This window comes from Cyanobacterium sp. HL-69 (assembly GCA_002813895.1).
Taxonomy (GTDB): domain Bacteria; phylum Cyanobacteriota; class Cyanobacteriia; order Cyanobacteriales; family Cyanobacteriaceae; genus Cyanobacterium.
In genome coordinates this window covers 1082883-1095120 of record CP024912.1, presented here as the reverse complement: position 1 = coordinate 1095120, position 12238 = coordinate 1082883, and the positions used below count along the sequence as shown (strand labels likewise).

Sequence of the window (12238 nt, the reverse complement as noted above, 5' to 3'; positions counted from 1 at the left end):
TAGTTTAGATATTTCCTATCCTTTTATTAAGTCTTATATTGTGCTTTTACCCGTCCAAATATGCTTAGTTTTATATTTTCTATTGAAGAATAAAAATAAGTAAAAATCTACCTCAGCTAATTACTGGGGTCTTTTTTTCATGGGAAAATTAATAATAGAATTAATCCATTATTAAGTATTCTAATAATTTGTGTAGGTTTATATGAAAGGAATTTATATTGTAGCTAACGACAAGGTAATTGATAATAGTATAGCTTTACTTAATAGTATTAGATTATATGACGAAGAAACTAATATTTTTTTGATTCCTTTTGATGATAATTACCAAGAAGTAGCTAAATGCTTATCAGAAAAACATGGAGTTAAATTATTTCCAGATTTAGATTTTATCAATAACTTTACTGACAAAATTGCCAATATTTTTGATCGAGATTTTCTGGCATTGCCAAATAAGATGCGTAAACTTGTGCAGTGGTTTGGTCCTTTAGATGAATTTTTATATATTGATACTGATATTATTGTTTTTGAAAAAATTATTGATAATTTAAAGTATTTACAAGAGTATGATTTTTTAAACTGTGACTATCATTTTAAAGGTAGAAAATTAGATGATATATTTTCCTCTACAGTACTCGAAAAGAATATCTTTTCATCTCAACAATTAGAAGATGTATTTAATAGTGGCTTTTGGGCTTCTAAAAAAGGAATTTTTACGGAAGATAAGTTGTATGAACTACTGACAGAATGTTCTAATCACCGAGAATATTTTGATTTTTCTCAAAAAACTACAGACCAACCTATTTTAAATTACTTAATTTTAAAAAGCACTAAAAAAAGGTTGAATTTGGTTAAACTAAGTGATAATGAGCCTGGAAATTGGGCTGGTTCTCCTCATTTTGAGCAGAAAGATAAGATACTCTATGACGGGGAAAAACCCTTGAAATATGTTCACTGGGCGGGGGTTCCTTTAAAGTCTGGAGGCCCATATTATGAGTTATGGAAACACTATCGTTATTTAGGGGAAGAAACACCTGTTTCTGTGGAAACTCGGAAAAAAGATTATTGGCAGGGATTAAAAAATAAAGCAAAAAGTATCCTTAAGGGCGATCGCCCTTGACCATATCATAAGAGTGATTAAAATATTAGCTAAATTTTGTGAATTAATGGAGTTTCTTATAAAGAAAAACATTTATTAAGACTCTTATGAACAAGAGTTTTAAACCCCTTGCCTAAATAGATTTAATTATGCCTACTTACTTAAGCTACAGTTTTAATAATAAAAAATATATTTCATGTATATAGTTTGTGATATACCAGAATTAAGAAAAATATTAGCGGCGGTTAATCAAAAAAAAGTCGGCTTTGTGCCAACCATGGGAGCATTACATAATGGTCATGAAAGTTTGATTAAACGGGCAAGACTATCTACTGATTTTGTGGTGGTAAGTATTTTTGTCAATCCTTTGCAGTTTGGGGTAAATGAAGATTTAGATAAGTATCCTCGACAGTTGGCAAAAGATGAGCAAATATGTCGCTATTTGGGGGTTGATGTTTTATTTATTCCTTCTGAAGTGGATATGAAAACCCTAGAAAGAAATACCACTTTTGTTAATCCTCCTGTGTTCATGATGTCGAGATTGTGTGGGAGATATAGAGAGGGACATTTTCAGGGAGTAGCTACCATTGTCACTAAGTTAATTAATTTGGTGCAGCCTGATGTGGCATTTTTTGGGCGAAAGGATGCGCAACAAGTGGCGATAATTCGGCGTATGGTTAATGATTTATTTATCCCTGTAAAAATAGAATCTTGCCCTATCATTAGGGAGGATTCGGGGTTGGCCATGAGTTCAAGAAATCAATATTTAACTCCTAAAGAAAAGGATAAAGCGAAGGTGTTATATGGCAGTTTAAAGACTGCTAATGTGGCTTTTTTGGCGGGGGAAAGACAAGTTAAGGGGTTAATTAGTAAGGCGATGAGGGAGTTGGAACAAGTTCCGACAATCAAGGTACAATATTTGGAAATTGTTGATCCTGTTAATCTTGAGCCTTTGGAAACTATTGAGGACAAAGGATTAATGGCGATCGCCGCTTATTGTGGTACTACCCGTTTAATTGATAATTTAATGTTAAAAGTAAAAAAACCTATTATTGCCATTGATGGTCCTGCGGGGGCTGGAAAGTCCACCATTAGCCGAAAAATAGCCCAAGAGTTGGGCTTATTGTACCTCGACACGGGGGCCATGTATCGTGCCATTACATGGCTGATAATGGACAAGAAAATAGCCCTGGAGGACACAGAGGCGATCGCCCTTGAGGTGGCAAAAGCAAACATAGAGTTATTTCCCCATGATGATTTAAAACTACCTGTTGTGGTAAAAGTTAATCAGCAGGACGTTACTACCGCCATCCGTACCCCTGCCGTGACGAAAAATGTCTCTCAAATTGCCTCCCAAAAAGCCGTGAGAGATAAATTAGTGAAACTGCAACAAGCCTATGGACAACAGGGGGGCATCGTTGCGGAAGGAAGAGACATCGGAACAAATGTATTTCCCCATGCGGATTTAAAAATATTTCTCACCGCTTCGGTGAGGGCGAGGGCGATCAGGCGATCGCACGATCTCCAACAACAGGGGGAAAAAAATATCGATCTTCCACAACTAGAAAAAGACATCGCCCAAAGGGATTTATTAGATAGTACCCGTGAACTAGCCCCCTTACAACAAGCGCCCGATGCGATCGTCATTAATACCGATAACCTTACCATTCCCGAAGTAACCGAACAAATAAAACAACTCATTTCTCCCTAATTTTCATTATCAATTATCCATTGCCAATTATCAATTGCTAACATCTGTGTCACAATCAGAAATAACAAGAATACACAAAAACAAAAAAGAAAACTCCATGGTACCAACCGTAATAGAAACCTCCGGTAGAGGAGAACGCGCCTTTGATATTTATTCTCGTCTATTGAGAGAAAGAATCGTATTTTTAGGACAACAAGTAACCGACGAACTAGCAAACTCCCTCGTTGCACAACTACTACTATTAGAAGCAGAAGATCCAGAAAAAGACATCTATCTATATATTAATTCCCCTGGTGGCTCAGTATCCGCAGGATTAGGTATTTTTGATACCATGAACCAAGTTAAGCCCGATGTATGTACCATCTGTGTGGGTTTAGCCGCCAGTATGGGGGCTTTTCTCCTCAGTGCAGGGGCAAAAGGAAAAAGAATGAGTTTGCCCAATTCTCGTATCATGATTCACCAACCCCTAGGGGGCGCTCAAGGACAGGCTACGGACATTGAAATTCAAGCCAAAGAGATTTTATATCTAAAAAAACAACTTAACCATTATATGGCTAACCATACAGGACAGCCCCTCGAAAAAATGGAAGAAGATACCGAAAGAGACTTCTTCATGTCCGCCGAGGAAGCAGTAAATTATGGACTCATTGATAGAGTTGTTACCCGTGTACCCAAACAAGCGTAATTTATAAAATTGCTTTTTTTAGTATAAAGTCAGGGACGTAATACGCGTCCCTGTAATAATATTTATTCTTTATTTTCTTAGTCGCTCTGATAGTATAGACATTCTTAAAAATAACCATTACAATCAATCTTTGATGGAATGTATTTTGTCAAATTTTTCTTATTAACCCTTTAAAAACTTAATGAAGCGAATCCTGATAGCCTTGATATGGGGAATTGTTCCCCCTTTGTTTTGTTTTCCTGTTAGGGCATTACATCAATCCTTATCAGAGGTAGGTATTAACGCTACAAGACTTCATCAACCACCCTACGACTTGAGGGGAAGAAAAATCGCTATCGGGCAGGTAGAAATTGGACGCCCCATGCAATTTGGACTTGATAAATTACCCCCTTTTCACCGTAATTTACCCCTTGTTCGTTTGTTTTATCGTAATATGGTTGCGATGCCTAATCAATACATTGATGATCATGCGGCCATGGTGGCATCTATTATGGTGGGTAACGAAAAGGCTTTTTCTGGGGTGGCACCGTCTGCCCATCTTTATTCTGGGGCTATTGGTTTTGTACGAAGAAATGCACAACCAGAGGAATGTTTAACAACTCAACATATTGCTTTGCAAAATAATCATGATGTTAGAGCTATTAATTTAAGCTTTGGAGAGTCGTTATTGAGAGACGATCGCCCATTACCCCAATTAGATGGTAACGCATTATTTACCCAATGTTTGGATTGGTCTGCAAGGGTTCATAATGTTTTATATGTGGTGGCAGGAAATCAGGGCAAAGGGGGCATCCCTATTCCCACAGATCATTACAATGGTATTACTACAGCTTACACCATGAAATTAGATGGGGTTTTTCGTAAAGTTGATTTTGCTAATCTCAGTGTATCTAGTAGTGATGAGATGGGGAGCGAATTGATAAAGAGAGAAGTTAATGTGGGAGGTAGGAGAGGGGTTTCTTTACTGGCGCCGGGGAATAATATTCAAGCCTACAACATTGAAGGTCAATTACAAAACATTCAGGGGACGAGTTTTGCCGCCCCTCATATCACAGGGGCGATCGCACTTTTACAGGAAGGAGGCGATCGCATTTATGGCCGAAATTTTGATAATTGGAGCTTAGATTATCGTCGCCAAGAAGTGATGAAAGCAATTTTGCTCAACTCCGCCGATAAGATAGAGGACTATGGCAACGGTGATTTTTTGGGAATGTCTCGCACCGTTTTAACTCAAAAGAATCAAACATGGTTACAAACCAGTGCCTACCAAAATCCAGCTATTCCCATGAGTATGGAAATGGGTACAGGGCATTTAAACGTTTATCGGGCTTATCAACAATTAATAGCGGGGCAATGGAAGCCTGAAGAATCAGTACCCGCCATGGGTTGGAGCTATAGTTCCATAAAGGTAAACCATCATCATCATTATAATCTCGAAAAACCTTTGAGGGCAGGGAGTTTTGTGGCTATAACCCTCACATGGAATCGCCTTGTACAATTGAGAGATTATAACAATAATCAAATATACGATATGGGAGAAGTGTTTATAGATAAGGGGTTAAATGATTTAAATTTATATTTGGTATCAGAAAATGATCAGGTAATTTGTTCCTCTGTTAGCCAAGTTGACAGTGTAGAACATATCTTCTGCCCCATTCCCAAAACTGATCAATATCAAATTAAAGTACATTTCAAAAATCAGGTTAACCAACCAAGCCAAGATTATGCCCTCGCTTGGCACACTGTCGGAGAATAGTTTTCCGATGTCCTACCCTCTCAATTAATTCCACTTTGTTAGTAGCCCCTAATTACTAATATCTGCGGATAAATAGGCGATCGCACTTCTAATCCATTCCTCAACCATGGGGTTTTTAAGCAAAATGGTATCCTGACTAATGACGGAGATTGCCTGTTGAATTTCATCCTTGGTATAACCCAGGGCAAGGAGAGTCATTTCTAAATCTGCCAAAATGTCAGAAGGAGGAGAAACCCTTTCTTGATTGACGTTAATTCCCGCTTCAATGCGCCACTGAGAAAGTTTTGTTTTCAACTCAAGGGCGATTCTTTCCGCTGTTTTTTGTCCTACCCCCGGAGTTTTGGATAACATACGGACATTTCCCGTAACGATGGCTTGAACCAAATCTTCTAAACCTAAAGTATCAATAAGGGCGATCGCGCTTTGAACCCCAATACCAGAAACCCCAATCAACTGGCGAAATAAATCCCGTTGCGCCGCCGACATAAAACCATACAAAATTTGTTGATCATCCCGAATCTGCAAATGAGTAAAAACCTGTAACCTCTTATTCTCATTCTCCTCAATCTCCCGAGCAAATCGGGAAAAAATTTGAATTTCATAACCAATATTATTAAGCTCCAACACCAACATAATGCGCTTATTATGGGTTCTGAGGATATAAACTACATCACCCCGAAGATAATTAATCATTAACAGACTCTAATAAAACAACCGTATAAGCACATATAGCTTCCTCCCTACCAATGGCGTCCAACTTCTCATTAGTGGTTGCCTTAATACTAATTTGGTCAGGGTTAATGTCCATAGCCCGTGCTAAACTGTCAATCATAGCAGGTAAATGGGGCTTTAACTTAGGACGTTCCGCCACAATAACATTATCCATATTAACCACATACCATCCCCGATCGCCTACTAACTTATAAACTTCCTTCAACAACTTAATACTATCTGCCCCAGCCCACTGAGGATCAGTAGGAGGAAAATAATGACCAATATCACCCAAACTCAAAGCCCCCAACAAAGCATCCATAATAGAATGGGTTAAAACGTCCGCATCACTATGGCCCAAAAGTCCTACAGAATGCTCAATTTTTACTCCCCCAAGAATTAATTTTCTTCCCTCTACTAAACGATGTAAATCATAGCCGTTACCAATTCTAATCATTTATATTTCTATGGTTTCCCTTTATTTTTTTACCCCTCCTATTATAAAAGTAATGTGCAAGGCGTAATGAAAAAGAGCTTTGGTTGCAGGAAAAAACACAATAAATGAGTGTGAAATGGATAGCGGTATAGATTTCAGGTTTATATTATGTTAAAATATGTTAAGAGTTGGGGCTGTAGCTCAGTAGGATAGAGCAAGTGCCTCCTAAGCACTGGGCCGGTGGTTCGATTCCGCCCAGTCCCGTATCATAATAAAACAAAAAAAGGGTGCTGTATTACAGCACCCTTTTTAACTATGTCCTAGACCAGACTAAAGATATTAGTCAAGATCAGGCATGGATAAGGTAGGCTCATTCTTACGATCAATACCTTTCTCGAAACCACCAGCAGCCGCACGAGAACGTCCTGCGTGCCACAAGTGACCGATTAAGAAGAAGAAAGCTAATACAAAGTGAGAAGTTGCTAACCATGCACGGGGAGATACATAGTTGAAAGAGTTAACGTCAGTGATTACACCACCAACGGAGTTTAGAGAACCTAAAGGCGCATGGGTCATGTATTCGGCCGCACGACGGACCTGCCAAGGTTGAATATCATTTCTGATTTTGTCTAAATCTAAACCGTTAGGACCACGAAGAGGCTCTAACCAAGGACCACGGAAGTCCCAGAAACGCATGGTTTCACCACCGAAGATAATTTCACCAGTAGGAGAACGCATCAAGTATTTACCTAGACCAGTAGGACCTTGAGCAGAGCCCACGTTTGCACCTAAGCGTTGGTCACGGATTAAATAAGTTAATGCTTGAGCCTGAGATGCTTCTGCACCAGTAGGACCATAGAATTCGCTAGGATAAGCGGTGTTGTTGTACCATACCATAACGGATGCGATGAATCCCATTAAGGATAAAGCACCTAAGCTGTAAGCCAAATAAGCTTCACCAGACCAAACGAGGGCGCGACGAGCCCAACCAAAAGGCTTGGTTAGGATGTGCCAAATACCACCGCCGATACAGATGAAACCTACCCAGATGTGACCACCGATGATGTCTTCCATGTTGTTCACACTCATGATCCAACCTTCACCACCGAAGGGGGCTTTGAGCAAGTAACCAAAAATGGTTCCAGGATCCAAGGTAGGATTGGTGATAATACGAACATCTCCACCACCAGGGGCCCAAGTGTCATATACACCACCAAAGAACATGGCTTTGAATACGAGTAAGAATGCACCCAAACCTAAAAGGATTAGGTGATAGCCAATGATGTTGGTCATTTGGTTTTTATCTTTCCAGTCGTAGCCAAAGAAGCTAGAGTATTCTTCTAAGGTTTCAGGACCACGTAAAGCGTGGTAGAGTCCACCTAAACCTAATACGGCGGAAGAGATGATGTGTAATACACCAGCTACGAAGAAAGGAAATGTATCGGTGATTTCACCACCAGCACCGACACCCCAACCTAAAGTCGCAATGTGAGGAAGAAGGATTAAACCTTGTTCATACATTGGTTTTTCAGGAATGAAGTGTGCCGTTTCAAATAAAGTCATAGCACCGGCCCAAAATACAATGAGACCAGCGTGGGCTACGTGAGCACCTAACAATTTTCCAGATAGGTTGATAAGTCTAGCATTACCAGACCACCAAGCAAATCCAGTAGATTGTAGGTCACGACCGCCTATGGAGCTATTAGAGAGCGTTACCACGGGGAAGTACCTCCTCAGGAAATTCAAATTTTTGATGGGGTTGATCTTGGGGCGCCATCCATGCGCGCAACCCTTCGTTTAATAGGATGTTTTTGGTATAAAATGTTTCAAATTCTGGATCTTCTGCTGCTCTTAACTCTTGAGATACGAAGTCATAAGCACGAAGGTTAAATGCTAAACCGACGATACCAATAGAACTCATCCACAAGCCTGTTACGGGTACAAACAACATGAAGAAGTGTAACCAACGTTTGTTGGAGAAAGCAATACCGAAGATTTGAGACCAATAACGGTTAGCAGTAACCATGGAGTAGGTTTCTTCTGCCTGGGTAGGTTCAAATGCACGGAAGGTGTTTGCTTGTTCACCGTCTTGGAATAGGGTATTTTCTACGGTTGCACCGTGAATGGCACATAGTAGCGCACCCCCAAGAATACCAGCTACACCCATCATGTGGAATGGGTTAAGAGTCCAGTTATGGAATCCTTGTAGGAACAAGATAAAGCGAAAGATTCCTGCTACTCCGAAGGAAGGGGCAAAGAACCAGCTAGACTGTCCTAGAGGATACATTAAAAATACGCTGACAAATACGGCAATAGGGCCAGAAAAGGCGATCGCATTGTAAGGACGAATACCCACAAGACGAGCAATTTCAAACTGACGTAGCATGAAGCCAATTAAACCAAAGGCTCCGTGTAGTGCTACGAAAGACCATAAACCACCGATTTGACACCAGCGGGTAAAATCGCCCTGAGCTTCAGGCCCCCACAAAAATAATATGGAATGACCAAAAGCATCAGCAGGACTAGATACAGCAACGGTTAGGAAGTTAGCACCTTCTAAATAGGAACTAGCTAAACCGTGAGTGTACCAAGAGGTTACAAAAGTAGTGCCTGTTAACCAACCACCCAATGCCATATAGGCACAAGGAAAAAGAAGGATTCCAGACCAGCCTACGAATACGAATCTGTCTCTTTTGAGCCAGTCGTCGAGGGCCTCGAACCAGCCTCTTTGCGCTGGCGCGCGTCCGACTGCGATAGTCATAATGTTTCTTTTCTTAACTTTTTAAGTTTTACTTTTATGCTTTCTCTGTTTTATGAGAGAAAACTGATTCCGTACTGAGCAATATAGCCAGTACACCATTAACTTTTCTTAATATAGCATGATTCAAGGATATATCTTAATGGTTTTTACAAATAAATCCCTTTTTTTTTGAACTGCTATTTACCATTGTTAACAAAAAATTTACAAAATGTCACAGGTTTCTCAGGAAAATTATTATACGAGCGGTCAAATTGTTGTGAAGGTGGAGTAGTGTTTCTTTATACTGAAATGTTGACAAATTGTAGTTGTACTTTGCTACTTTACGGGTATGGTCAGTTTGTAAACTTGTACTCCAATATATTACACGCAATGAAAGTAAATCAAAACAACGCCGATATTTCTATCCCCCTACAAAAATAAAATTTGTAAGCCTTTTAGTTTATTAGCCAGTGTTGGTATTGCCTCTTTGGGATTGTTAATAGAGTTGTTGTGAAGTAGGAGATAATAGAGAAAACTGACTAAGTAGAAAGAAGTAAAATGTTAAATATTGACAAAATACTTAATCAAGATCGACTCCTCAGAGCTACCACAGGATTGAATCGCAAGGCATTTGATGATTTATTAGTCAGTTTTGAGTCGGTTTATCTTTCACTATCACAAAAAAGTGACTCTCCTCGTCAAAAACGCTTTGGCGGGGGTCGAAAATCTCATCTCAAAACAATTGAACAGAAACTTTTCTATATTCTATTTTATTTAAAATGTTATCCAACATTTGATTTAGCCGCTATTCTCTTTGATTGTGACCGAAGTCAAGCCTATTGATGGAGTCATAAACTACAAGAGGTTTTAGAAAAAACATTAAGTGAAAAAAAGGTATTGCCAAAAAGGAAAATTAGCATAATTCAAGGGTTCAGGGAATATTTTTCAGATGTGGAAAGAGTGATGATTGACGGGGTGGAAAGACCGATTAATCGACTACAAGACAAGGAAAAACAAAGAGAAAATTACTCAGGAAAAAAGAAAAGACACACCCGTAAAAATCTAGCGGTAGTAAGCCCAGAAAAAAAGATATTACAGTTAACACCCACCTGTTAAGAAAGATCCCATTAACTTTATTTAATATTCAACATTAAAGCTATCCCCTACTATTTCGCAACAACTCTAATACCTTTTTGTCCCTTAGCAAGATGTACTTTTAGTCTTTTTCATACCTAAAATCAGCAACGCCCTATTTTGAAACACCTATAAAATCGTTGAGGATTGACTGATAACAATTTGAAAACAAATAACAGTCAATCTATTGATTTATTGTCTTTTAAAGAGAATTAACCAACCCTGAGAATGGGATTAAATGACCCCTTGAGGATGGCTCGAGGCAGATTTGAACTGCCGACCTTGGGCTTATGAGTCCCCTGCTCTAACCTACTGAGCTACCGAGCCTTATCTTATAACGGTTAACTATTATAACGAACTGTCATAGATAGTTCAAGGAAAAATAAAAAATATTTTTCCCATTGAAGGTAAATCTTGAATAAAAATACTACTAAATTAATAACATAGTTAAACTTTTAAATCAAAAAAACCTCAACCTAACACCTAATACCCAACACCCTATATATTAACCATCCATCCATTCTGTGTGGAAAAATTCTCCACGGGGTTTATCGGTGCGCTCGTAGGTATGGGCTCCAAAATAATCCCTTTGGGCTTGGGTCAAATTCTGAGGTAATCTTTCACTGCGATAACTATCAAAATAATCGAGGGAAGCATTAAACGCAGGGGCTGGAATACCCATGGAAGTAGCCATCATCAACACATCTCGCCATGCCTGTTGACGGTCTAACATACTATGTTTAAACTCAGGGGCAAGGAGTAAATTAGGTAAATCAGGGTTATCAGAAAAAGCCTTATTAATTTTACCTAAAAATCCAGCCTTGATGATACAACCACCCTTCCAAATTCGGGCAACTTCGGGCAAATTAATATTAAAACCAAATTCCTCGGAAGCCTTAGCAATCAAAGCCATACCCTGGGCATAGGAACACATTTTGGAACAATACAGAGCATCCCTAACCTTGGGAATAAAACTCTCTACATCCCCTGTAAACTCAGAAGTAACTCCTTTCAATTCTTGAGAGGCTTTGACTCGTTCATCTTTAAAACCTGAAATTACCCTAGCATTGACCGCTGCATAGATGGTGGGAATAGGTACAGCCAACTCCAAAGAGCTTACCACAGTCCAGCGCCCCGTACCCTTTTGCCCCGCTGCATCCATGATTAAATCAATGAGATGTTTGCCAGTTTCGGGATCTTTTTTCGGGAAAATATTGGCGGTAATATCAATCAAGAAAGAATCTAATTCCTCGGTTTTATTCCATTCACTAAATACTTCATGGAGTCTTTCATTCCTCAAACCTAAGCCATTTTTAAGTAAATCATAGGCTTCAGCAATCAACTGCATATCGCCATATTCGATGCCATTATGTACCATTTTCACATAATGCCCAGCGCCTCCAGGCCCAATATAAGTAACACAAGGGCCATCATCCACTTGGGCAGCAATTTTGGTAAGGATAGGCTCTAAATCTTGATAGGCGGATTCGGTACCCCCAGGCATGAGAGAAGGGCCATTAAGGGCGCCTTCTTCACCACCACTTACACCCATACCCATAAAGCCTAACCCTGTGGCTTCTAATTCTTTGGTACGTCTTTCGGTGTCTTCATAGAGGGAGTTACCACCATCAATAATCATATCTCCTTCTTCGAGGAGGGGTTTTAGCTGTTGAATGACGGCATCTACGGGGCCTCCTGCTTTTACCATTACCAAGATTTTGCGAGGACGTTTGAGGGTTTTTACGAATTCTTCTAAGGAATAGGCCGCTTTTACGTCTTTATCTTTTGCCCTAGTGGCCATAAAGTTTTCTGTTTTGTCAGGGCTACGGTTATAAACGGCGATAGGAAAGCCCCTACTTTCTACGTTAAGAGCTAGGTTTTCGCCCATTACAGCTAGTCCAATGACTCCAAAGGTTCTTTTAGTCATAAAAATGTTTATGTTTTGTACTTATTACACTTTTAGGTTAGC

At 39.4% G+C, this 12238-nt stretch carries 11 protein-coding genes and 2 tRNA genes; 7 read left to right on the top strand and 6 right to left on the bottom strand.

The window, feature by feature from the left end; genetic code table 11:
- The first annotated feature begins 202 nt into the window (after positions 1-202).
- From AA637_RS05000 to AA637_RS04985, 4 genes are all read left to right on the top strand, one after another.
- Positions 203-1117, top strand: a complete 915-nt coding sequence (locus tag AA637_RS05000) for an Npun_R2821/Npun_R2822 family protein (protein WP_446684146.1) — start codon at positions 203-205, stop codon at positions 1115-1117.
- A 175-nt stretch (positions 1118-1292) separates the two neighbouring features.
- On the top strand, positions 1293-2807 hold the full coding sequence (locus AA637_RS04995) for a bifunctional pantoate--beta-alanine ligase/(d)CMP kinase (RefSeq protein WP_446684145.1): 1515 nt from the start codon (positions 1293-1295) through the stop codon (positions 2805-2807).
- Between the two features lie 70 nt (positions 2808-2877).
- Positions 2878-3492 (top strand): ATP-dependent Clp endopeptidase proteolytic subunit ClpP, encoded by a 615-nt coding sequence (gene clpP / locus AA637_RS04990; RefSeq protein ID WP_255365556.1) that lies wholly within the window; start codon positions 2878-2880, stop codon positions 3490-3492.
- Between the two features lie 181 nt (positions 3493-3673).
- Positions 3674-5248 carry a S8 family serine peptidase gene (locus AA637_RS04985; RefSeq protein ID WP_446684144.1) on the top strand — a complete coding sequence of 525 codons (1575 nt, stop codon included), beginning with the start codon at positions 3674-3676 and terminating at the stop codon, positions 5246-5248.
- A gap of 48 nt (positions 5249-5296) precedes the next feature.
- Here the strand turns inward: AA637_RS04985 and ruvA are convergent, their stop codons facing one another.
- Together ruvA and ispF are read right to left on the bottom strand one after the other, a co-directional pair.
- Positions 5297-5941, bottom strand: a complete 645-nt coding sequence (gene ruvA, locus AA637_RS04980) for a Holliday junction branch migration protein RuvA (protein WP_446684143.1) — start codon at positions 5939-5941, stop codon at positions 5297-5299.
- Positions 5934-6416, bottom strand: coding sequence for a 2-C-methyl-D-erythritol 2,4-cyclodiphosphate synthase (gene ispF, locus AA637_RS04975; RefSeq protein ID WP_446684142.1), 483 nt, complete (start codon positions 6414-6416; stop codon positions 5934-5936). Before ispF ends, ruvA begins: the two co-directional genes overlap by 8 nt.
- Before the next feature lie 169 nt (positions 6417-6585).
- On the opposite strand from ispF, the gene AA637_RS04970 reads away from it, so the two are divergent.
- Positions 6586-6659: transfer RNA gene (locus AA637_RS04970), tRNA-Arg, on the top strand.
- 75 nt (positions 6660-6734) lie between these two features.
- Here the strand turns inward: AA637_RS04970 and psbC are convergent.
- Together psbC and psbD are read right to left on the bottom strand one after the other, a co-directional pair.
- Complete coding sequence (psbC, locus tag AA637_RS04965; RefSeq protein WP_069791407.1) at positions 6735-8114, bottom strand: photosystem II reaction center protein CP43; 1380 nt, start codon at positions 8112-8114, stop codon at positions 6735-6737.
- A complete protein-coding gene (psbD, locus tag AA637_RS04960) occupies positions 8098-9156 on the bottom strand; it encodes a photosystem II D2 protein (photosystem q(a) protein) (RefSeq protein WP_069791406.1) in 1059 nt (352 codons plus the stop codon). The genes psbC and psbD overlap by 17 nt, the downstream gene beginning before the upstream one ends.
- Before the next feature lie 537 nt (positions 9157-9693).
- Here psbD and AA637_RS04955 point away from each other — a divergent pair.
- Both AA637_RS04955 and AA637_RS04950 read left to right on the top strand, forming a co-directional pair.
- Entirely contained in the window at positions 9694-9978 is a 285-nt protein-coding gene (locus AA637_RS04955) for a helix-turn-helix domain-containing protein (protein ID WP_446684141.1), read from the top strand.
- Positions 9979-10098: 120 nt separating this feature from the next.
- Positions 10099-10251, top strand: a complete 153-nt coding sequence (locus AA637_RS04950) for a transposase family protein (RefSeq protein WP_446684535.1) — start codon at positions 10099-10101, stop codon at positions 10249-10251.
- A 271-nt stretch (positions 10252-10522) separates the two neighbouring features.
- Here AA637_RS04950 and AA637_RS04945 read toward each other — a convergent pair.
- Together AA637_RS04945 and gnd are read right to left on the bottom strand one after the other, a co-directional pair.
- Positions 10523-10596: transfer RNA gene (locus AA637_RS04945), tRNA-Met, on the bottom strand.
- Between the two features lie 178 nt (positions 10597-10774).
- On the bottom strand, positions 10775-12196 hold the full coding sequence (gnd, locus tag AA637_RS04940; protein WP_446684140.1) for a decarboxylating NADP(+)-dependent phosphogluconate dehydrogenase: 1422 nt from the start codon (positions 12194-12196) through the stop codon (positions 10775-10777).
- Positions 12197-12238 lie beyond the last annotated feature (42 nt).

Excerpts from the sequence above, each read along its gene's own strand:
- AA637_RS05000 (WP_446684146.1), top strand. The coding sequence starts at position 203 with ATGAAAGGAATTTATATTGTAGCTAACGACAAGGTAATTGATAATAGT.
- AA637_RS04995 (WP_446684145.1), top strand. The coding sequence starts at position 1,293 with ATGTATATAGTTTGTGATATACCAGAATTAAGAAAAATATTAGCGGCG.
- AA637_RS04985 (WP_446684144.1), top strand. The coding sequence starts at position 3,674 with ATGAAGCGAATCCTGATAGCCTTGATATGGGGAATTGTTCCCCCTTTG.
- ruvA (WP_446684143.1), bottom strand. The coding sequence starts at position 5,941 with ATGATTAATTATCTTCGGGGTGATGTAGTTTATATCCTCAGAACCCAT.
- ispF (WP_446684142.1), bottom strand. The coding sequence starts at position 6,416 with ATGATTAGAATTGGTAACGGCTATGATTTACATCGTTTAGTAGAGGGA.
- psbD (WP_069791406.1), bottom strand. The coding sequence starts at position 9,156 with ATGACTATCGCAGTCGGACGCGCGCCAGCGCAAAGAGGCTGGTTCGAG.
- AA637_RS04955 (WP_446684141.1), top strand. The coding sequence starts at position 9,694 with ATGTTAAATATTGACAAAATACTTAATCAAGATCGACTCCTCAGAGCT.
- AA637_RS04950 (WP_446684535.1), top strand. The coding sequence starts at position 10,099 with ATGATTGACGGGGTGGAAAGACCGATTAATCGACTACAAGACAAGGAA.
- gnd (WP_446684140.1), bottom strand. The coding sequence starts at position 12,196 with ATGACTAAAAGAACCTTTGGAGTCATTGGACTAGCTGTAATGGGCGAA.